The organism is Pseudomonas sp. B611 (assembly GCF_055407965.1).
In genome coordinates this window covers 14,959-35,207 of record NZ_JBUZST010000019.1, presented here as the reverse complement: position 1 = coordinate 35,207, position 20,249 = coordinate 14,959, and the positions used below count along the sequence as shown (strand labels likewise).

The following is a 20,249-nucleotide window of genomic DNA, read 5'->3' as shown; positions in this document are numbered from 1 at the left end:
TTTTAAGTCATCAGAGCGCAAATGCCTCCGCCGGCAGACTCATCAGGCATTCGCTGCCCGCTTCCACCGCCGCACGGTGGGTGGCGGTACGCGGCAACAGGCGCTTGAAGTAAAAGTCGCAGGTGGCCAGCTTGGCTTTGGCGAAGTCCGTATCGGGCTCGCCAAGCGCCGCGATCGCCATACGCAGCCACAGGTAGGCGAGCACGATGTAACCGCTGTACATCAAGTAATCCACCGCCGCTGCGCCCACTTCATCCGGGTTCTTCATGGCCGCCATGCCCACTTTGGTCGTCAGCTCGCCCCATTCCTGGTTCAGTTGATTGAGCTGCGCCACATAGGCCTTGAGCTGCGCATGCTCGGCATTCGCCGCGCAGAACTTATGCACGATTTTAGTGAAGCCACGCAGCAGCTTGCCCTGACTGCCCAGCACCTTGCGCCCCAGCAAGTCGAGGGCCTGGATGCCGTTGGTGCCCTCATAGATCGGCGCAATCCGCGCATCCCGCGCCAGTTGTTCCATGCCCCATTCGCGGATGTAGCCATGGCCGCCGAAAATCTGCATGCCGTGGTTGGTCACCTCCAGGCCGGTGTCGGTCATAAAGGCCTTGCAGATCGGGGTGAGGAACGCCAACAGGTCTTCGGCCTCCTGGCGCTGGGCCGCGTCGCTGCTCAGGTGCGCGGTGTCGAGTAATTGCGCAGTGAAATAAGTCAGGGCGCGGTTGCCCTCGTTGAAGGCTTTCATGGTCAGCAGCATGCGCCGCACGTCGGGGTGCACGATGATCGGGTCGGCGGCTTTGTCCGGGGCCTTGGCGCCGGTCAGCGCGCGCATCTGCAGGCGGTCGTTGGCGTATTTGATCGCGCCCTGGAAGCTCGCCTCACCATTGCACAAGCCCTGCATGCCGGTGCCCAGGCGCGCGTGGTTCATCATGGTGAACATGCAGTTGAGGCCCTTGTTTGCCTCGCCGATCAGGAAGCCCTTGGCCCCGTCGAAGTTCAGCACGCAGGTGGCCGACGCCTTGATGCCCATCTTGTGCTCGATGGAACCGCAGTGCACCGCGTTGCGCGCGCCGGAGTCGGCATGGAACTTGGGCACGATAAACAATGAGATGCCCTTGGTGCCCGCCGGCGCGTCCGGCAGCTTGGCCAGCACCAGGTGGATGATGTTCGCGCTCATGTCGTGCTCGCCGGCCGAGATGAAGATCTTGCTGCCGGTCACCGCATAACTGCCGTCCGCCTGGGGCACGGCGCGGGTCTTGATCAGGCCCAGGTCGGTGCCGCAGTGGGCTTCGGTGAGGCACATAGTGCCGGTCCACTCGCCGGCGGTGAGTTTGCTCAGGAAGGTGTCTTTCTGCTCGGCGCTGCCGTGGGCGTGGATCGCCGACATCGCGCCATGGGTCAGCCCCGGGTACATGCCCCAGGACGTGTTACTGGAGCCGATCATCTCGCTGAGCACCAGGCCCAGGGATTGCGGCAAGCCCTGGCCACCATAGGCCGGGTCCGCCGCCACGCCGTGCCAGCCGCCTTCGACGTATTGGGCAAAGGCTTCCTTGAAGCCCTTGGGCGTGGTGACCACGCCGTTATCGAAATGGCAGCCCTCTTCATCGCCGCTGCGGTTCAGCGGTGCGAGCACGTTTTCGCAGAATTTCGCGCCTTCTTCGAGGATCGCGCTGACCATGTCCGGGCTGGCGTCTGTCGCCCCCAGCGCCGCGTAGTGGCCGTGGAAATCAAACACGTTGTCGATCAGAAAGCGCATGTCGCGCAGGGGAGCTTTGTAGTCAGGCATGGCAATGTCTCCGGCAGCAGATGGCTTCAACCTACTGCCGGCAACACGCCTGGACAATCACTGTAGCGCTGCTGAATACAGCGCCATTACTCAACCGGCAGCGCTCTCCATACGCACCGCGCCACGCCGGGTTTGCCCGGCCGCGATCACACAATTGCGCCCCGCGCCCTTGGCGGCGTACAGCGCCTGGTCGGCGGACTTGAGCACTTCTTCGCTGGTGCGCTGCTCGGCCTGGCGCTCGGCCACGCCGATACTCACGGTCACCGACACACTGGTTGCACCGCTGCCCACGCGGCGCTGGCGACCTTGCTGATCGTCCTGGGGGCGGTCCGGGTTACGCAGCTTGATGTCGTAGTTGGCGATGATCTCGCGGATCTCTTCCAGGTGCGGCATGCATTCGTCCAGGGTCTTGCCGGCGAACACCACGGCGAACTCTTCCCCACCATACCGATAGGCGCGCCCGCCACCGTTGACCTTGGCCAACTTGCTCGCCACCAGGCGCAGCACCTGGTCCCCCACGTCGTGGCCATGGGTGTCGTTGAAGCGCTTGAAGTGATCGACGTCGGTCATCGCCAGTACGTAGTTGCGACCCAGGCGCTGCATGCGCTCGTTCAGCGCACGGCGGCCCGGCAAGCCGGTCAGTTCGTCGCGGAAAGCCATTTGATAGGCCTCGTGGGCCACACCGGCGGCGATCATCAGCATCACCTGGCTGCACATGATGTTGAGGGTGAACGGCAGGATGAAGGTTTGCGGCAGCATCCAGAACAACCCGACAAACCCCACCAGCTGCGCCGCGTGCAGCGGGCGTGGCTGATACCAGTACTGCGCCGCGAGGGTCAGGAAGCCGATCAGGAACATCGGGTACGACAACTGGATCAAGCTCATCCAGTTGCCATGCAGCGCCGGCCAGCGAATCTCGGCCAGCCAGTTCAGCAGCGCCTGGGGATAACTTTGCTCCAACGCCAACGCCACGCTGCCGACGGCGAACAGCACCGCACAACGTGCGACGAAGTCACGGAACAGGTGGGTCTTTTCCTGCCACAGCGCGTAGATGCTGAACAACAGCGGCAACAGCAGGCAACACAGATGGAACACCACGGCGGCGTCTTCGCGCACGCGGCCGTTGTCGCGGTAGTAATCGGTCTGGGTATCCAGCAGGAAATACGCGACGTACACCGTGATCATCAGGAACAGTTCGCGCTGGCGCCGGTACACCGCGCAATACGCACCGCCGAGCAACAGCACCAAAGTCGGCAGCACGTTGAACAGCGAGGTGAAGAAGACGTTGAGGTCCTTGACGTACGCAGCCGACAGCCCGGCCAGCAACAGCAGCAACGAAGGGAGGAAATGACTGAACCGTACAGCGGACACGCGTGACAAGGGTAAAACTCCGACCCGCAGATAAATGATGGCACTGTGCCTTGATGCCGACAGTTAAGCACAACCTGGCACGCATGTATCACATTGCCATCACTGTAACGGCAGCCGACGCTAATCCCTGAGCGCTGTACTGGGATTTTTTATCGCCCACAAAAAAGCCGCCACTCCCGTGAAGGAGCGGCGGCTCTGGAAGTGAACCCGGTAAGGCTTAGTAAGCCAGGCCGAAGTCTTCTTCTTTCATGTCCATCAGGTTGTTGGCACCCGACAGCATGGTGGCTTTATGGGCCAGGGTCCGCGGCAGGATGCGCTGGAAGTAGAAGCGCGCGGTCTGCAGCTTGGCGGTGTAGAACGCCTCTTCGGTGGTGCCGGCGGCCAGTTTTTCGGCGGCCAGGCGCGCCATGTCGGCCCAGAAGTAAGCCAGGCAGGCGTAACCGGAGTACATCAGGTAATCCACCGAGGCGGCACCAACTTCTTCGCGGTCTTTCATCGCGGCCATCCCGACCTTCATGGTCAACTCGCCCCACTCTTTGTTCAGTGCCACCAGCGGTGCAACGAACTCTTTGACGGCTTCGTTGCCTTCGTTGGCCTGGCAGAACTTGTGCACGATCTTGGTGAAGCCCTTGAGCGCTTCGCCTTGGGTCATCAGCACTTTGCGGCCCAGCAGGTCGAGGGCCTGGATACCGGTGGTGCCTTCGTACAGCATCGAAATGCGGCTGTCGCGCACGTTCTGCTCCATGCCCCACTCGGCGATGAAACCGTGGCCGCCGTAGATCTGCACGCCGTGGTTGGCGGATTCAAAACCGACTTCGGTCATGAACGCCTTGGCGATCGGGGTCATGAACGCCAGCAGGCCGTCGGCTTGCTTCTTGGCTTCGTCGTCGGTGCCGTACTTGACGATGTCCACTTGCTTGGCGGTGAAGTACACCATCGCACGGTTGCCTTCGGCGAAGGCTTTCATGGTCAGCAGCATGCGGCGCACGTCGGGGTGCACGATGATTGGGTCAGCGGCTTTTTCCGGCGCTTTCGGGCCAGTCAGGGAGCGCATTTGCAGGCGGTCACGAGCGTATTTCAGGCCGCCCTGGAAGCCGATCTCTGCGTGGGACAAGCCTTGCAGCGCAGTGCCCAGGCGCGCGGTGTTCATAAAGGTGAACATGCAGTTCAGGCCTTTGTTCGCCGGGCCGATCAGGAAACCGGTGGCCGCGTCGAAGTTCATCACGCAGGTGGCGTTGCCGTGGATGCCCATCTTGTGTTCCAGGGAACCACAGGTCACCGCGTTGCGCGCGCCAATCGAACCGTCTGCATTCGGCAGGAACTTCGGCACGATAAACAGCGAGATGCCTTTGGTGCCAGCCGGTGCATCCGGCAGGCGGGCCAGGACGATGTGGACGATGTTGTCGGCCATGTCGTGTTCACCGGCCGAGATGAAGATCTTGGTGCCGGAGACTTTGTAGGAACCGTCAGCCTGAGGCTCGGCCTTGGTGCGCAGCATGCCCAGGTCGGTGCCGCAGTGTGGCTCGGTCAGGCACATGGTGCCGGTCCATTCGCCGGACACCAGCTTGGTCAGGTACGCGTCTTGCTGCTCGGGGGTGCCGTGCTCGGAAATCGTGTTCATCGCACCGTGGGACAGGCCCGGGTACATGCCCCACGACCAGTTGGCGGCGCCAACCATTTCGCTCACTGCCAGGCCCAGGGATTCCGGCAGGCCTTGGCCGCCGTGCTCCACGTCGTGGGCCAGGCTTGGCCAGCCGCCTTCGACGAATTGTTTGTAGGCTTCTTTGAAACCCGTAGGGGTTTTAACGCCTGACTCACTCCAGGTACACCCTTCGATGTCGCCCACGCGGTTCAACGGTGCCAGTACTTGCTCACAGAACTTGGCGCCTTCTTCGAGAATGGCGTCAACCATGTCCGGGGTAGCGTCCTGGCAAGCCGGCAGGCTTTGATAGTGCGCTTCATAGCCAAGCAGTTCGTCACGAACGAAGCGAATATCACGCAAGGGGGCCTTGTAGTCAGGCATAGCGATAAACCTCTGCTGATGTATCTGGAATGAACAACCGCGTGGATTTGTTGTAGCGGTCAAACAGGTGTTTGAAACATACGTTTACGACCTGGGGATGTCAAGACGCCGTTTGTCATGACGCGAATCAATGACGCGCACGGCGATGCTTGCGGCGGGTTGCCACAGCAAAGGAAGTGTAGGAGTTCAGAAGGGCAACCGAGGCCAAATGTGGGAGCTGGCTTGTGTGGGAGCTGGCTTGCCTGCGATGCAGGCGCCGCGGTGTATCAGGAAGACCGAGTAGAGGCTATCGCAGGCAAGCCAGCTCCCACAGAAGAGCCGGCAAGCCTGGAGAGAGGGGATTAAGCGTAAGTATCGATCAACGTACCCAGCATTTCATCCGAAGCCTTGGCAACCTTGGCGCCCAGCTCCACTTGAAACTTGCCTTGCGCCATTTCGACCATATTGCTCGCCGAGTTGGAAGGCTGGGCACGGTCATTGGCGCGCAGACGATCCAGCTGTGCATCCGAGGGCTGGGTCGTCGCAGCGCTGGCGATTTTGCCGGCGGCCTGGTCGACACGGTTCTGCCCGGTCTGAATGGTGCTCAGGCCCGAATAAAACGCGCTGCTTCCAGAGATGTCCATGGCGTAAGCCTGCCTTTAGAGAATCGTGAACACAGATTGAAGCAGAGAAACCGGCAAAACACCCGTCAAAAACACTAATGGCACAATGCCTTAGCGATAGCCAAAATCAGTCAAGCAGGTCGAGCTGCAAGTATTCCGCCACCGCCTCGGCCCCGGCGTGCTTGAGTTTCGGCACGCGGCCCAGGCATGGCGCAGGCAGGCGTTCGGCCAGGGTGGCGAGGTTTTCTTCCAGACGGGAGGTCTTGGGGTCGATGATATTCGCCACCCAACCCGCCAGCGGCAAACCGTCCCGCGCAATGGCTTCGGCCGTGAGCAACGCATGGCTGATGCAACCCAAGCGCACGCCCACCACCAGGATCACCGGCAGCTTCAACGCAATGGCCAGGTCCGACAGATTCGCCTGATCAGCCAAGGGCACGCGCCAGCCGCCCGCGCCTTCGATCAAGGTGAAATCAGCGTCCCGTGCCAACACCTGCTGCATGGGCTTGAGCAACGACTGCACCGTGAGCGCAACACCGGCTTCCCGTGCCGCCAGATGGGGCGCGATGGCCGGTTCGAACGCCACCGGATTCACCTCGGTATAACTCAGCGGCAATGAACACTCGGCCAACAACGCCAGTGCATCGGCATTGCGCAGGCCCTTGGGCGTGACCTGACAACCGGATGCCACCGGCTTACCTGCGGCGGTACTTTTTCCGGCCTGTCGCGCGGCATGCAGCAGCCCGGCCGCGACGGTGGTCTTGCCGACATCGGTGTCGGTGCCCGTAATGAAATAAGCGACGCTCATAACGGTTTCTCCAGTACTGCGTACACCACCTGGTAAGTCGCCGGCAGGCCCTGGGCCTGACGGAACTGCTCATAAGCGTCCACCAGTGCAACAATCCGCGCGCGCCCCGTCAACCCTCCCGGCCGGCCCGGGTTGAGGTTATGCGCGCCCAGCGCCTTCAATTCATGGGTCAGGCTGCGCACATCCGGGTAATGCAACACATGGGGCTGGCGCTCCAGGCTGACCACGCGCAAACCGCTGGCCGCGCACAACTGCCGGTACGCCTCGAGGGTGCGGAAGCGGTTGACGTGCACCAGGCCGTCCGCCGCGCGCCAGCTTTCTCGCAGCTCATCCAGCGTGCCCACGCACAAGCTGGCGAACGCCAGCACGCCGCCGGGTTGCAGCACACGATAGGCCTCGCTGAGCACCGCCTCGAAATTCGCACACCATTGCACCGCGAGGGAGGAGAAGATCAGCCCCAAGCTGTCAGCTTTAAGCGGCAAGCGTTCGGCGTCGCCGGCGATGAAGTGGTGAGCGCCGCCCAGAGGCCGGGCGTGGTTGAGCATGCCTTCGGCAATGTCCAACGCCAGGCCTTGGCTGGCGGGCAAACGCTCGCCCAGCACACGGCTGAAGTATCCAGTGCCACAGCCCATATCCAGCCAACGTTGCGGCGCGAGAGGCGCCGGCAGACGGGCGAGCAATTCACTGCCTACCGCGCGTTGCAACTCGGCAACGCTGTCATAGCTGGCCGCTGCACGGGAGAACGACGCCGCTACCTGGCGCTTGTCCGGCAAGGCGCCCGGCAGTTGGGGGTGGGATAAATCAGTCATCAACGCACTCATGCAAAAAAGCCTGGATGGCCCCCGCGACACCGTGGGGGTCTTCCAGAAGAAAAGCGTGACCGGCCTGTTCAATCAGGCCGATTTCAACATCGGGCAGCAAGCTCAGCAGGGCGCTTGCCGCCTCGGCGGGCACCAGTTCATCCAGCCCGGCGAACAGGTGCATCTGCGGGCCGCGATACGCCAGCAAGGCTTCGCGGGTGTCGAGTTGGGCGAGCAGTTCAAGACCTGTCATCAACACGCGGGACGGCGTATTCGGCGCCCCGCTGACCAGCAGACGCGCCAGCCCACGCGGGTCCGCAGCGCCCTTGGCGCACAACAGGCCGAAGCGTTTGAGGGTAACTTGGGAGTCCGCATGGCAGCCGGCGAGGAAGGCGTCGAAAGTTTCGGCGGGCATCGCACTCGGCCAACCGTCATGGGCGACGAAACACGGGTTGCTCGCCAGGGTCAGCAGGCCGCAACAGCGTTCGCCGCGCCGCGCCGCCAGTGCCGTGGCGAGCATGCCGCCAAGGGACCAGCCGCCCAGCCAGGCGTTGTCCGGCAATGTGGCGTCGAGTTCATCCAGCCATTCGTCGAGGTCGCTGGAATCCAGCGCCGGCAACGGTTCGATCTGCACCCGCAGGTGTTCGTCGAGGCCCTGCAAGGCGGCGGCCAAGGGTTCCAGCGGCGATACGCCGAGGCCCCAGCCGGGCAACAAGATCAGTCGATCACGCATGGTCGGGCTCCGTGGCGCCTAACAAGCGGAAACACTCTTCCAATGCGTTTAACAATAGCTGCACCTGCGCCTCGGTGTGGGCTGCCGTCAAGGTCACGCGCAAACGCGCACTGCCGGCAGGCACGGTGGGCGGACGGATCGCGGTGACCATCAGGCCCCGCTCGCGCAACATCTGCGACAGGCGCACGGCTTTGGCGCTGTCGCCGATCAGGATCGGCTGGATCGGCGTAAAGCTTGCCATCAAATCCAGGCCCAACTGCTCGGCGCCCTGGCGGAACTGGCGGATCAGGCCGTTGAGGTGCGCGCGCCGCCAATGCTCGGTGCGCAGCAGTTCCAGGCTCTTCAACGTGGCGCAGGCCAGCGCCGGCGGTTGGCTGGTGGTGTAGATATACGGCCGCGCGAACTGGATCAGGCTCTCGATCAGCTCTTCGCTGCCGGCCACAAATGCGCCGGCCGTACCGAAGGCTTTGCCGAGGGTGCCGACCAACACCGGCACGTCCTCCTGGCTCAAGCCGAAGTGCTCGACGATCCCGCCGCCGTTGGCGCCCAGCGGACCAAAACCGTGGGCGTCATCCACCATCAACCACGCACCTTTCGCACGCGTTTCACGGGCCAGTGCGGGCAGATCGGCCAAGTCGCCGTCCATGCTGAACACGCCGTCGGTGACCACCAAGGTGTTGCCGGTGGCCTTTTCCAAACGCTTGGCCAGGCTGGCGGCGTCGTTGTGCAGATAGCGATTGAAACGCGCACCGGACAACAACCCCGCATCCAGCAACGAAGCATGGTTAAGCCGGTCCTCCAGCACCGTATCGCCCTGCCCGACCAGCGCGGTCACTGCGCCGAGGTTGGCCATGTAGCCGGTGGTAAACAGCAGCGCGCGCGGGCGACCGGTGAGGTCGGCCAGGGCTTCTTCCAGCTCATGGTGTGGCGTCGCATGCCCCACCACCAAGTGCGAAGCACCACCGCCCACGCCCCAGCGGGACGCACCGGCGCGCCAGGCTTCGATCACGTGCGGGTGATTGGCCAGGCCCAGGTAATCGTTGTTGCAAAACGCCAGCAACGGCTGGCCGTCCACCACCACTTGCGGGCCTTGGGGGCTTTGCAGCAGCGGGCGTTGGCGATAAAGGTGTTCGGCACGGCGGGCAGCGAGGCGCGCGGAGAGATCGAAAGACATGCTGGCCTCGGATAGATCTGGATGAACACAGTCTCAATGTGGGAGCTGGCTTGCTGTGGCGAGGGAGCTTGCTCCCGCTCGACAGCGCAGCTGGAGCCGGCTTTTTGGGGGCGCTTCGCACCCCAGCGCAAGCAAGCTTGCTCGCCACATCAAGCCAGCTCCCACACTGGATTGCATTCCAATCAATAGAGAGATGGGCGTCAAACAACGGCGTTGTAGAACTGCTCGCTGCTTTTTTGCTCCACCAACGCCTGCTCGATCGCCGCCTGATGCACCTCATCGGCGTGCTCTTCACGGGCCTCCGGCAAGATCCCCAAACGCGAGAACAATTGCATGTCCTTGTCCGCCTGCGGGTTCGCAGTGGTCAGCAACTTGTCGCCATAGAAGATCGAGTTGGCACCGGCAAAAAACGCCAGGGCCTGCATCTGCTCGTTCATCGCCTCGCGGCCGGCCGACAGGCGCACATGGGACTGCGGCATGAGGATGCGCGCCACGGCGAGCATGCGGATAAAGTCGAACGGGTCGATGTCCTCGGCGTTCTCCAGCGGCGTACCGGCCACCTTCACCAGCATGTTGATCGGCACCGACTCCGGGTGTTCCGGCAGGTTGGCCAGTTGGATCAGCAGGTTGGCGCGGTCGTCGAGGGACTCACCCATGCCGAGGATGCCGCCGGAGCAGATCTTCATCCCCGAATCCCGTACGTAAGCCAGGGTTTGCAGGCGCTCGCTGTAGGTGCGGGTGGTGATGATGCTTCCGTAGAACTCCGGCGACGTATCGAGGTTGTGGTTGTAGTAGTCGAGACCGGCCTGGGCCAGCGCTTCGGTCTGCTCCTGGTCGAGGCGACCAAGCGTCATGCAGGTTTCCAGGCCCATGGCCTTCACGCCTTGGACCATCTGCAGCACGTAGGGCATGTCCTTGGCCGACGGGTGCTTCCACGCGGCGCCCATGCAGAAGCGCGTCGAGCCGATGGCCTTCGCACGGGCGGCCTCTTCGAGGACCTTCTGCACTTCCATCAGCTTTTCTTTTTCCAGGCCGGTGTTGTAGTGGCCCGACTGCGGACAATATTTGCAATCTTCCGGGCAGGCGCCCGTCTTGATCGACAGCAGGGTCGACACCTGCACACGGTTGGCGTCGAAATGCGCGCGGTGCACGGTCTGCGCCTGGAACAGCAGGTCATTGAACGGCTGCACAAACAGCGCTTTGACTTCGGCGAGGGACCAATCGTGACGCAAGGTGGCGGTGGTGCTGGCGCTCATGGGCGATTCCTTGATTATGCTTTGGCAAGCGCTGCGGGAAGGGCAATACCCACAGACACGACACGGATGCTCGGCATATTTAAGGAAGATTCATGCACTGTCAACCTGACCACAAACACCAGGTTTACATCTGGTTAAAAAACGAACACACCTGTTTAATCTGCGATGAAGCGACACAATCCACACATTGTGTGTGCAACGTCTGCGAAACGGAGCTGCCTTGGCTGATGGCACCGTGCGAAATCTGCGCCCTGCCCCTGCCGATGGACGGTCTGCTATGCGGCCAATGCCTGAAAAAACCACCGGCCTTTAAACAGGTGATTGCCCCCTGGACCTACAGCTTTCCCATCGACAGCCTGATCAGCCGCTTCAAGCACCAGGCGCGCTGGCCCCTCGGGCAAATGCTTGCGCGGCTGTTGGGCCAGCACCTGCAACATCACTTCGACAACACCGGGCTCCCCCGCCCCGACTGCCTGCTGCCGGTGCCCATGGCGCGCAAACGCCTGCGTGAACGCGGCTTCAACCAGGCACACATGCTGGCGCGGTGGCTCAGCCAAGACCTCGGCATCACCATCGATGAACACCTGTTGTTACGCCCCCAGGACACCGTCGCACAGCAGGCCCTCGACGCCAAAAGCCGCCAGCGCAACCTGCTTACGGCCTTCGCCCTGGCCGTCAACGCCGACGTGACGGGCCGCCACGTCGCCCTGGTGGACGATGTGCTCACCACCGGCGCCACCGCCCACAGCCTCGCCCGCCTGTTGATCAATGCCGGCGCGCGCCGAGTCGATGTGTATTGCCTGGCCCGCACCCCCAAACCGGGCGCCTGACTTGACGCCGCCGCGCCTTGCCCGCAACGTTCGGTGTATCTCATCCAAGCGTGTCGCCATGTCTCTGCCAGCTTCCCTCAGCCAACACATCATCCGTCGCCCCCAGCGCATTGCCTTGCTGGGGCATATCGCCGAACAGGGCTCGATCACCCGCGCGGCAAAAAGCGCCGGCTTGAGCTACAAGGCCGCCTGGGACGCCATCGACGAACTGAACAACCTTGCGCAAAAGCCCCTGGTGGAACGCAGCGTCGGCGGCAAGGGCGGCGGCGGTGCCAAGCTGACGGCCGAAGGTGAGCGGGTGTTGCGTCTGTACCAGCGCCTGCAAGTGTTGCAGGCCGAACTGCTCGGTTCGGATGAGGCCGCCAGCGACTTCAATCTGCTCGGCCGCCTGATGCTGCGCACCAGCGCACGCAACCAGTTGCACGGCCAAGTCATGGCGATTGAAAGCCACGGCCGCAATGACCTGATCCGCCTGCAACTGGCCGGCGGCCTGACGTTGCAAGCGCAGATCACCCACGACAGCACCCATCGCCTGGAGCTGGAGAGCGGCGTGGAAGTGGTCGCACTGATCAAGGCCGGCTGGTTGGATTTGCTGGCCCCCGGGGCTGCTGCAACACCTGGACACAATTGCCTGGGCGGCACCCTCGACGCGATTCTCGCCGCCGACGACGGCCCCAGCGAAGTGCGCATCGCCCTGCCCAACGGCCAGGTTTTATGCGCCCTGGCGCAGCCCGACGCGCTCAAGGCCCTGGGCGCCACCGAGGGCCAGGCGATCCAGGTGCAATTCGCGCCGAGCAATGTGTTGCTCGGCACGCCGGTGTAGGCAACGCTCGCCGTCAAACTGCAACAATTTCGTCACGCGCGCTCCTTAAGGTGTCTGCAAAAACCGCAGGGAGCCTGAGATGAGCCTATTAGAAGAAAACCAAGCCACCGACCTTGAACAGATGGTCGGCCTCACCCGCCGCCGCTTTATCGGCGCCGGCGCCCTGTGCGGCGCAGCGATGTTCCTCGGCGGCAACCTGCTGAGCCGCAGCGCACTCGCCGTCAACGCCGCCTCCGCCAGCCCGTTGCTGGGTTTCACCAGCATCGCCGCCGCCACCAGCGACGCCATTACCTTGCCGCCCGGCTACAGCGCTTCGGTACTGATCAGCTGGGGCCAACCGCTGAGCAAGACGGCGCCGGCCTTCGACCCGTCCGGCAACGGCACGGCCGAGGCCCAGGAACAGCAATTCGGTGACCACAACGACGGCATGAGCCTGTTCGCCTTCCCCGGCGACGACAATCGCGCGCTCATGGCGATCAACAACGAATACACCAACTACCGCTACCTCTTCGCCCATGGCGGCGCGCCGCAATCGGCCGAAGAAGTGCGCAAGGCCCTGGCCAGCGAAGGCGTGTCGGTGATCGAAGTACGGCGCCAGGGCGACACCTGGCAATTCGTCCAGGACTCGCGCTACAACCGGCGCATTCACGGCAACTCACCGATCCGCCTGGGCGGCCCCGCTGCCGGCCACGCCTGGCTGAAAACAGCCGCCGACAAAACCGGCACCAAAGCCCTCGGCACCTTCCAGAACTGCGCCAACGGCAAGACGCCATGGGGCACTTATCTGACCTGTGAAGAGAACTTCACCGACTGCTTCGGCAGCAGCAACCCACAACAAACCTTCGACGCCGGGCAAAAGCGCTACGGCGCCGTGGCCGCCAGCAAAGAGATCAACTGGCACCAGCACGACCCGCGCTTCGACCTTGCTAAAAATCCCAACGAACTCAATCGCCACGGCTGGGTAGTGGAAATCGATCCGTTCGATCCAAAGTCCACCCCGGTCAAACGCACCGCCCTCGGCCGCTTCAAGCACGAAAACGCGGCGCTGGCCGAAACCCGCGACGGCCGCGCCGTGGTGTACATGGGCGACGACGAACGCGGTGAGTTCATCTACAAGTTCGTCAGCCGCGACAAGATCAACCACAAGAACCCCAAGGCCAACAAAGACCTGCTGGACCACGGCACCTTGTATGTGGCGATCTTCGACGCCGGCGACGGCAACGCCGACCACCCCAAGGGCACCGGCCAATGGGTCGAGCTGACCCATGGCAAGAACGGCATCGACGCCAGCAGCGGTTTCGCCAGCCAGGCCGAGGTGCTTATCCACGCGCGCCTCGCCGCCAGCGTGGTGAAAGCCACGCGCATGGACCGCCCGGAATGGATCGTGGTCAGCCCCACCGACGGCCAGGTCTATTGCACCCTGACCAACAACGCCAAGCGCGGCGAAGACGGCCAGCCAGTGGGCGGGCCCAACCCACGGGAGAAAAACGTCTACGGCCAGATCCTGCGCTGGAAGGCCGACGCTGATAACCACGGCGCCCACACGTTCACCTGGGACCTGTTTGTCGTGGCCGGCAACCCCGGCGTGCATGCCGGTACGCCGAAAGGTGGCTCGTCAAATATCAACCCGCAGAACATGTTCAACAGCCCTGATGGCCTGGGTTTCGACAAGGCCGGGCGCTTGTGGATTCTTACAGACGGCGACTACAGCAACGCAGGCGATTTCGCCGGCATGGGCAATAACCAGATGCTGTGTGCCGACCCGGCCACTGGGGAAATCCGCCGCTTCATGGTCGGACCGGTGGCGTGTGAGGTGACAGGCATCAGCTTCTCGCCGGATCAGACGACACTGTTTGTAGGGATCCAGCATCCAGGGGAAACCGGCGGCTCGACGTGGCCGGAGCATTTGCCGAATGGCAAGCCGCGCTCGTCGGTGATGGCGATTCGGCGGGATGATGGTGGGATAGTCGGCGCCTGATAGGGCCTCATCGCAGGCAAGCCAGCTCCCACAGTTGACCGCATTCCTATGCTGGAACTCGGTCAAATGTGGGAGCGGGCTTGCCCGCGAAGGCGTCCGCACAGCCACCGCCTATCTATGCTGTTACCATACCCGGCCGGACGCGGCGCCCTGCTGCGCGCAGGAGTTCGCATGGCCCATCCGTTTGAAACACTCACCCCCGACCTGGTCCTCGACGCGGTCGAAAGCATCGGTTTCCTCAGCGATGCGCGCGTCCTTGCGCTCAACAGCTACGAAAACCGTGTTTACCAGGTGGGCATCGAAGACTCCGAACCGCTGATCGCCAAGTTCTATCGCCCGCAGCGCTGGACCAACGAAGCGATCCTCGAAGAACACCGCTTCACCTTCGAACTGGCGGAATGCGAAGTGCCGGTGGTCGCGCCGCTGATCCACAACGGCGAAAGCCTGTTCGAACACGAAGGTTTCCGTTTCACCCTGTTCCCCCGCCGTGGTGGTCGTGCGCCGGAGCCGGGCAATCTCGACCAGCTCTATCGCCTCGGGCAACTGCTGGGCCGCTTGCACGCGGTGGGTTCCACCCGCCCGTTCGAACACCGTGAAGCCTTGGGTGTGAAGAACTTCGGCCACGACTCCCTCAACACCCTGCTCGAAGGCAACTTCATCCCCAAGAGCCTGCTGCCGGCCTACGAGTCCGTGGCCCGCGACCTGCTCAAGCGCGTGGAAGAGGTGTACAAGGCCACGCCGCACAAGAACATCCGCATGCACGGCGATTGCCACCCCGGCAACATGATGTGCCGCGACGAGATGTTCCATATCGTCGATCTGGATGACTGCCGCATGGGCCCAGCGGTGCAGGACCTGTGGATGATGCTCGCCGGTGACCGTCAGGAATGCCTGGGGCAGTTGTCGGAATTGATGGACGGCTACCAGGAATTCCACGACTTCGACCCGCGCGAATTGGCCCTGATCGAACCGCTGCGCGCGTTGCGCCTGATGCATTACAGCGCCTGGCTGGCCCGACGCTGGGACGACCCGGCGTTCCCCCACAGCTTCCCGTGGTTTGGCAGTGAGCGTTACTGGGGCGACCAGGTGTTGGCGTTGCGTGAGCAGCTGTCAGCCCTCAACGAAGAACCCCTAAAACTCTTCTGACCACTGATCGTTCCCACGCTCCGCGTGGGAATGCATCCCTGGACGCTCTGCGTCCGCCCCGGCGTTCCCACGCAGAGCGTGGGAACGATCGGCGTTTCACCTTACAATCGCGCTTTGATAGCTGCCTAAGCAAGGATTCTGCAATGCACGCCGCCAACCCCCGCAAGGGTTACATCCTGGGCCTGAGTGCCTATGTCATCTGGGGTCTGTTCCCGCTCTACTTCAAAGCCATCGCCAGCGTCCCGGCCGCCGAAATCATCGTGCACCGCGTGTTGTGGTCCGCGCTGTTCGGCGGTTTGCTGCTGCTGGTGTGGAAACACCCCGGCTGGTTTCGCGAACTGCGCGACAACCCCAAGCGCCTGGCGATCCTGGCCCTCAGCGGTTCGTTGATTGCGGGTAACTGGCTGACCTATGTGTGGTCGGTGAACAGCGGGCGCATGCTGGAAGCGAGCCTGGGTTACTACATCAACCCGTTGGTGAATGTGCTGCTGGGCATGCTGATCCTCGGCGAGCGCCTGCGTCGCTTGCAGTGGGCGGCGGTCGCACTGGCCGCGGTGGGTGTGGCGCAACAGGTGTGGCAGGTGGGCAGTTTGCCGTGGGTGTCGCTGGTGCTGGCGCTGACCTTCGGTTTCTACGGTTTGATCCGCAAGCAGGCGCCGGTCAAGGCACTGCCCGGGCTGGTAGTGGAAACCTGGATGCTGGTACCGATTGCCGTGGCGTGGTTGTTGTTCAATCCGACCGCCCACAGTGCACAACTAGAGTTCTGGAGCACATCCGAAGCCTGGTGGCTGGTGGCGGCAGGCCCGGTAACGCTGATCCCATTGGTATGTTTCAACGCCGCCGCACGGCATTTGCCCTACACCGCATTGGGCTTTTTACAGTACGTAGCGCCGACCTTGGTCCTGCTGGAAGCCGTGCTGCTGTTCGGTGAACACCTGGCACCGAGCACGCTGATTGCCTTCGCCTTTATCTGGGCTGGCCTGGTGGTCTACAGCGTGGATGCGTGGCTGAGCGTGCGCAAACGCTGATCAAATAACGTACAAACCTCTGCAAGCCACAGCGGGCTTGGCTTGCAGACATCCACCCCAAGGTTATCCACAACCTGATCCCCGCCATTTGTGCACAAGCGCTTGAAATTGCTCGTTTTTTGCTCAAACAGCGAAGAAGCCCGGCCGGCGTGGCCTGGCGCCGGGTCTCTACAGGTTATCCACAGGCCTATGCAAGATTTCCATGCATAACCTTGTGGGCAGATTATTCCTCGTGGTGCAGTTCCACCATCAAGTCATCGGCCAGGGTTTCCAGGGATAACTGCAAGGTATCCAGGGACAGCGCCGCGGGCACCTGCAACAGCGCCTCGGCGGTAAACAGCGGGTCGCCGCTCATGGGCGCCGGGCGTACATCGGTACTCAGGCTCTCCAGGTTCACTCCTTGCTTGCTCAGCAGCGCGGTGATCTCGCGCACGATGCCTGAACGGTCATTGCCCACCAGCGTCATCATGATCGATTTGGACGCGCTCGCCTGCCCGCTGCTGCCCTCGCCCACCAGAACACGAATGCCGTGTGTGGATAAGTCCTCCAGCGCGCCCACCAGTGCCTGACGGTTTTCGGTGGGAACACTGACCCGCAGGATCCCGGCAAACTGCCCGGCCATGTGGGCCATGCGGCTTTCCAGCCAGTTGCCGCCGTGGGCGGCGATGTTCTGCGCGATGCGTTCAACCAGGCCGGGTTTGTCGGCGGCGATAATTGTGAGTACAAGATGGTCCATGGCGATGCCCTCTGGAATTCAATCTACAAGGTGGACTCGGCAGCCACCGAAAACAAATCGTGTACCATTTTTATATTTATCTGGAACAATCCAATGGTTTTTTGAGAACATCCCGTTCTCCGCTGTGACCGTACGACCAAAGTGGGTCGCTAAACGACGTATTTAGTCTAATTTTCACAACCGCAAGTCATCATGTAGTATGCGCAACCTGGCACTACATAATGAAAATCTAAAAAGCGCTTAAGCTGTGCAGAGTGAGGCAAGCAATGACTGAACACGTTCAAGTCGGTGGCCTGCAGGTCGCCAAAGTCCTGTTCGACTTCGTGAACAACGAAGCCATTCCCGGCACCGGCATTACTGCCGAGCAGTTCTGGGCCGGTGCCGACAAGGTCATCCATGACCTGGCGCCGAAGAACAAAGCCCTACTCGCCAAACGCGACGATTTCCAGGCGCGCATCGACACCTGGCACCAGACCCACGCCGGCCAGGCCCACGACGCGGTGGCCTACAAGGCCTTCCTGCAAGATATCGGATACCTGCTGCCAGAAGTCGCGGATTTCCAGGCCACGACCCAAAACGTCGACGACGAGATCGCCCGCATGGCCGGCCCGCAGCTGGTCGTGCCGGTGATGAATGCGCGCTTCGCCCTCAACGCCTCCAATGCGCGTTGGGGCTCGTTGTATGACGCGTTGTATGGCACCGATGCCATCAGCGAAGCCGACGGCGCCGAAAAGGGCCAGGGCTACAACAAAGTGCGTGGCGACAAGGTAATTGCCTTCGCCCGCGCCTTCCTCGACGAAGCCGCACCGCTCAGCGCCGGCAGCCACGTCGACTCCACCGGTTACAAGATCGTCGACGGCAAGCTGATCGTCAGCCTCAAGGGCGGCAGCAACAGCGGCCTGCGCGACGATGCGCAACTGATCGGTTTCCATGGCGACGCGGCACAACCGACCGCCGTGCTGCTGAAACACAACGGCCTGCACTTCGAAATCCAGATCGACGCCAGCACCCCGGTCGGCCAGACCGACGCCGCCGGCGTAAAAGACGTGCTGATGGAAGCCGCGCTGACCACCATCATGGACTGTGAAGACTCCGTCGCCGCCGTCGATGCCGATGACAAAGTGGTGATCTACCGCAACTGGCTCGGCCTGATGAAGGGCGACCTGGCCGAAGAAGTGGCCAAGGGCGGCAAGACCTTCACCCGCACCATGAACGCCGACCGCGTCTACACCGGCGTAAATGGCCAGGACGTGACCCTGCACGGCCGCTCCCTGTTGTTCGTGCGCAACGTCGGTCACCTGATGACCATCGACGCGATCCTCGACAAAGACGGCAACGAAGTGCCGGAAGGCATCCTCGACGGCCTGGTCACCAGCCTGGCGGCGAGCCACAGCCTCAACGGCAACAGCAGCCGCAAGAACAGCCGCACCGGTTCCGTGTACATCGTCAAACCCAAGATGCACGGCCCGGAAGAAGCCGCGTTCACCAACGAGCTGTTCGGCCGCATCGAAGACGTGCTGAACCTGCCGCGCAACACCCTGAAAGTCGGGATCATGGACGAGGAGCGCCGCACCACGGTCAACCTCAAGGCCTGCATCAAGGCCGCCAGCGAGCGCGTGGTGTTTATCAACACCGGCTTCCTCGACCGTACCGGCGACGAGATCCACACCTCCATGGAAGCCGGCGCCATGGTGCGCAAGGCGGCGATGAAGGCCGAAAAATGGATCGGCGCCTATGAGAACTGGAACGTCGATATCGGCCTGAGCACCGGCCTGCAAGGCCGTGCGCAGATCGGTAAAGGCATGTGGGCGATGCCCGACCTGATGGCGGCGATGCTCGAACAGAAAATCGCCCACCCACTGGCCGGCGCCAACACCGCTTGGGTACCGTCGCCGACCGCCGCTGCGTTGCACGCGTTGCACTACCACAAGGTCGACGTCTTCGCCCGCCAGGCCGAACTGGCCACGCGTGAACGCGCGTCGGTGGACGATATCCTGACCATTCCTCTGGCGACCAATACCGATTGGTCCGACGAAGAAATCCGCAATGAGCTGGACAACAACGCCCAGGGCATCCTTGGCTACGTGGTGCGCTGGATCGACCAGGGCGTCGGCTGCTCGAAAGTGCCGGACATCAACGATGTCGGCCTGATGGAAGACCGCGCCACCCTGCGCATCTCCAGCCAGCACATCGCCAACTGGCTGCGCCACGGCATCGTCAACGAAGCCCAGGTGCTGGAAAGCCTCAAGCGCATGGCGCCGGTGGTAGACCGTCAGAACGCTGGGGATAAGTTGTACCGCCCACTGGCACCGGATTTCGACAGCAACATCGCGTTCCAGGCAGCGGTGGAGTTGGTGATTGAAGGGACCAAGCAGCCGAATGGCTATACCGAGCCGGTGTTGCACCGTCGGCGTCGGGAGTTCAAGGCTAAGAATGGCCTGTAAATGAAAAAAGCCCTGGTCGAGAGACCGGGGCTTTTTTTTGGGGAGTTGTGGTGACTGTGGCGGCCTCATCGCAGGCAAGCCAGCTCCCACAGTTGACCGAGTTCCTACAGGATATACGCGGTCAACTGTGGGAGCTGGCTTGCCTGCGATAGGGCCCGCCCAGTCAGCACAAAAATCAGGCCGCCATCCCCAACTCCCGCTTAACCATCTTCGCCAACTTCACGCTATCAATCGGCTTGAGCAAAAAATCCACCACACTCAAATGCATCGCATCGATCACATCCAGCGCTTCGGCGTCCCCCGACATGATGATGATCGGCAACGCCGCCCGCGTGGACTCGCGCACCTTGCGGATCAGCTCCAACCCGTTGCTGGGTGCCATGCGCAGGTCGGTGATGAGCAGGCCAATGGAACCGCTGGACTGCAACAGTGCCCACGCCGCCTCGCCGCTCTCGGCGGTCATGCAGCGAATACCGTCCAGCCCGAGGATTTCCGCCAGCAGTTCACGGGCGTCCTTGTCGTCATCGACGATCAACACCCGTTGCGGCGGTAAATCAGGCTCCAGCATCACGGCGCTCAGCGCCTCGCGCTCGGCATCACTCAAAATATCGTGGTCGGACATACGGTTCTCAGCAGTTCTCATCAATCTCCCAGCACACTCGTCAGACATCTGCGGAAGGGCGAACAATGTGCACTTCGTCGGAAAGTTTGCCTAGT

General features: G+C 62.4%; 17 protein-coding genes. 6 read left to right on the top strand and 11 right to left on the bottom strand.

Annotated features, from left to right (window positions below; all coding sequences use genetic code 11):
- Positions 1 to 10: 10 nt before the first annotated feature.
- From ACZRMO_RS25780 to bioB, 9 genes are all read right to left on the bottom strand, one after another.
- Positions 11 to 1,780 (bottom strand): acyl-CoA dehydrogenase C-terminal domain-containing protein, encoded by a 1,770-nt coding sequence (locus ACZRMO_RS25780; RefSeq protein WP_463974710.1) that lies wholly within the window; start codon positions 1,778 to 1,780, stop codon positions 11 to 13.
- Positions 1,781 to 1,870: 90 nt separating this feature from the next.
- Entirely contained in the window at positions 1,871 to 3,160 is a 1,290-nt protein-coding gene (locus ACZRMO_RS25775) for a GGDEF domain-containing protein (protein WP_124527156.1), read from the bottom strand.
- Positions 3,161 to 3,368: 208 nt separating this feature from the next.
- A complete protein-coding gene (locus ACZRMO_RS25770; protein ID WP_463974709.1) occupies positions 3,369 to 5,174 on the bottom strand; it encodes a phenylacyl-CoA dehydrogenase in 1,806 nt (601 codons plus the stop codon).
- 341 nt (positions 5,175 to 5,515) lie between these two features.
- Positions 5,516 to 5,797 carry a pyrroloquinoline quinone biosynthesis protein PqqE gene (locus ACZRMO_RS25765; RefSeq protein WP_207045118.1) on the bottom strand — a complete coding sequence of 94 codons (282 nt, stop codon included), beginning with the start codon at positions 5,795 to 5,797 and terminating at the stop codon, positions 5,516 to 5,518.
- 106 nt (positions 5,798 to 5,903) lie between these two features.
- Complete coding sequence (gene bioD, locus ACZRMO_RS25760; RefSeq protein ID WP_463974708.1) at positions 5,904 to 6,584, bottom strand: dethiobiotin synthase; 681 nt, start codon at positions 6,582 to 6,584, stop codon at positions 5,904 to 5,906.
- Positions 6,581 to 7,393 carry a malonyl-ACP O-methyltransferase BioC gene (bioC, locus tag ACZRMO_RS25755; RefSeq protein ID WP_463974707.1) on the bottom strand — a complete coding sequence of 271 codons (813 nt, stop codon included), beginning with the start codon at positions 7,391 to 7,393 and terminating at the stop codon, positions 6,581 to 6,583. The genes bioD and bioC overlap by 4 nt, the downstream gene beginning before the upstream one ends.
- Positions 7,386 to 8,117, bottom strand: a complete 732-nt coding sequence (locus ACZRMO_RS25750) for an alpha/beta fold hydrolase (protein WP_124527159.1) — start codon at positions 8,115 to 8,117, stop codon at positions 7,386 to 7,388. Before ACZRMO_RS25750 ends, bioC begins: the two co-directional genes overlap by 8 nt.
- Positions 8,110 to 9,291: an 8-amino-7-oxononanoate synthase gene (bioF, locus tag ACZRMO_RS25745; RefSeq protein ID WP_463974706.1), complete on the bottom strand. Its 1,182-nt coding sequence runs from the start codon at positions 9,289 to 9,291 to the stop codon at positions 8,110 to 8,112. Before bioF ends, ACZRMO_RS25750 begins: the two co-directional genes overlap by 8 nt.
- Before the next feature lie 200 nt (positions 9,292 to 9,491).
- Positions 9,492 to 10,547, bottom strand: a complete 1,056-nt coding sequence (bioB, locus tag ACZRMO_RS25740) for a biotin synthase BioB (RefSeq protein ID WP_122487227.1) — start codon at positions 10,545 to 10,547, stop codon at positions 9,492 to 9,494.
- Between the two features lie 92 nt (positions 10,548 to 10,639).
- Between bioB and ACZRMO_RS25735 the strand changes: the two genes are divergently transcribed.
- The 5 genes from ACZRMO_RS25735 to rarD all read left to right on the top strand — a co-directional run bounded on the left by ACZRMO_RS25735 (position 10,640) and on the right by rarD (position 16,352).
- Entirely contained in the window at positions 10,640 to 11,377 is a 738-nt protein-coding gene (locus tag ACZRMO_RS25735) for a phosphoribosyltransferase family protein (RefSeq protein WP_463974705.1), read from the top strand.
- Between the two features lie 58 nt (positions 11,378 to 11,435).
- Positions 11,436 to 12,200, top strand: a complete 765-nt coding sequence (locus tag ACZRMO_RS25730) for a TOBE domain-containing protein (RefSeq protein ID WP_463974704.1) — start codon at positions 11,436 to 11,438, stop codon at positions 12,198 to 12,200.
- 79 nt (positions 12,201 to 12,279) lie between these two features.
- The gene (locus tag ACZRMO_RS25725) at positions 12,280 to 14,178 is read left to right on the top strand and encodes a PhoX family protein (RefSeq protein WP_463974703.1); all 1,899 of its coding nucleotides are present in this window, start codon (positions 12,280 to 12,282) and stop codon (positions 14,176 to 14,178) included.
- A gap of 171 nt (positions 14,179 to 14,349) precedes the next feature.
- Entirely contained in the window at positions 14,350 to 15,324 is a 975-nt protein-coding gene (locus ACZRMO_RS25720; protein ID WP_124527164.1) for a serine/threonine protein kinase, read from the top strand.
- 143 nt (positions 15,325 to 15,467) lie between these two features.
- Positions 15,468 to 16,352: an EamA family transporter RarD gene (gene rarD, locus ACZRMO_RS25715; protein ID WP_124527165.1), complete on the top strand. Its 885-nt coding sequence runs from the start codon at positions 15,468 to 15,470 to the stop codon at positions 16,350 to 16,352.
- A gap of 223 nt (positions 16,353 to 16,575) precedes the next feature.
- On the opposite strand, the gene ACZRMO_RS25710 is transcribed toward rarD, so the two are convergent.
- Positions 16,576 to 17,088, bottom strand: a complete 513-nt coding sequence (locus ACZRMO_RS25710) for a glycine cleavage system transcriptional repressor (RefSeq protein WP_124527166.1) — start codon at positions 17,086 to 17,088, stop codon at positions 16,576 to 16,578.
- A 266-nt stretch (positions 17,089 to 17,354) separates the two neighbouring features.
- Between ACZRMO_RS25710 and ACZRMO_RS25705 the strand changes: the two genes are divergently transcribed.
- Entirely contained in the window at positions 17,355 to 19,532 is a 2,178-nt protein-coding gene (locus ACZRMO_RS25705) for a malate synthase G (protein ID WP_463974702.1), read from the top strand.
- A 175-nt stretch (positions 19,533 to 19,707) separates the two neighbouring features.
- Here the strand turns inward: ACZRMO_RS25705 and ACZRMO_RS25700 are convergent, their stop codons facing one another.
- On the bottom strand, positions 19,708 to 20,154 hold the full coding sequence (locus ACZRMO_RS25700) for a response regulator (RefSeq protein WP_017738467.1): 447 nt from the start codon (positions 20,152 to 20,154) through the stop codon (positions 19,708 to 19,710).
- Positions 20,155 to 20,249: the final 95 nt, after the last annotated feature.

Excerpts from the sequence above, each read along its gene's own strand:
- ACZRMO_RS25780 (WP_463974710.1), bottom strand. The coding sequence starts at position 1,780 with ATGCCTGACTACAAAGCTCCCCTGCGCGACATGCGCTTTCTGATCGAC.
- ACZRMO_RS25705 (WP_463974702.1), top strand. The coding sequence starts at position 17,355 with ATGACTGAACACGTTCAAGTCGGTGGCCTGCAGGTCGCCAAAGTCCTG.
- bioB (WP_122487227.1), bottom strand. The coding sequence starts at position 10,547 with ATGAGCGCCAGCACCACCGCCACCTTGCGTCACGATTGGTCCCTCGCC.
- ACZRMO_RS25730 (WP_463974704.1), top strand. The coding sequence starts at position 11,436 with ATGTCTCTGCCAGCTTCCCTCAGCCAACACATCATCCGTCGCCCCCAG.
- bioF (WP_463974706.1), bottom strand. The coding sequence starts at position 9,291 with ATGTCTTTCGATCTCTCCGCGCGCCTCGCTGCCCGCCGTGCCGAACAC.
- ACZRMO_RS25765 (WP_207045118.1), bottom strand. The coding sequence starts at position 5,797 with ATGGACATCTCTGGAAGCAGCGCGTTTTATTCGGGCCTGAGCACCATT.
- ACZRMO_RS25710 (WP_124527166.1), bottom strand. The coding sequence starts at position 17,088 with ATGGACCATCTTGTACTCACAATTATCGCCGCCGACAAACCCGGCCTG.
- bioD (WP_463974708.1), bottom strand. The coding sequence starts at position 6,584 with ATGAGCGTCGCTTATTTCATTACGGGCACCGACACCGATGTCGGCAAG.
- ACZRMO_RS25770 (WP_463974709.1), bottom strand. The coding sequence starts at position 5,174 with ATGCCTGACTACAAGGCCCCCTTGCGTGATATTCGCTTCGTTCGTGAC.
- bioC (WP_463974707.1), bottom strand. The coding sequence starts at position 7,393 with ATGACTGATTTATCCCACCCCCAACTGCCGGGCGCCTTGCCGGACAAG.
- ACZRMO_RS25750 (WP_124527159.1), bottom strand. The coding sequence starts at position 8,117 with ATGCGTGATCGACTGATCTTGTTGCCCGGCTGGGGCCTCGGCGTATCG.
- ACZRMO_RS25735 (WP_463974705.1), top strand. The coding sequence starts at position 10,640 with ATGCACTGTCAACCTGACCACAAACACCAGGTTTACATCTGGTTAAAA.
- ACZRMO_RS25700 (WP_017738467.1), bottom strand. The coding sequence starts at position 20,154 with ATGTCCGACCACGATATTTTGAGTGATGCCGAGCGCGAGGCGCTGAGC.
- ACZRMO_RS25725 (WP_463974703.1), top strand. The coding sequence starts at position 12,280 with ATGAGCCTATTAGAAGAAAACCAAGCCACCGACCTTGAACAGATGGTC.
- rarD (WP_124527165.1), top strand. The coding sequence starts at position 15,468 with ATGCACGCCGCCAACCCCCGCAAGGGTTACATCCTGGGCCTGAGTGCC.
- ACZRMO_RS25720 (WP_124527164.1), top strand. The coding sequence starts at position 14,350 with ATGGCCCATCCGTTTGAAACACTCACCCCCGACCTGGTCCTCGACGCG.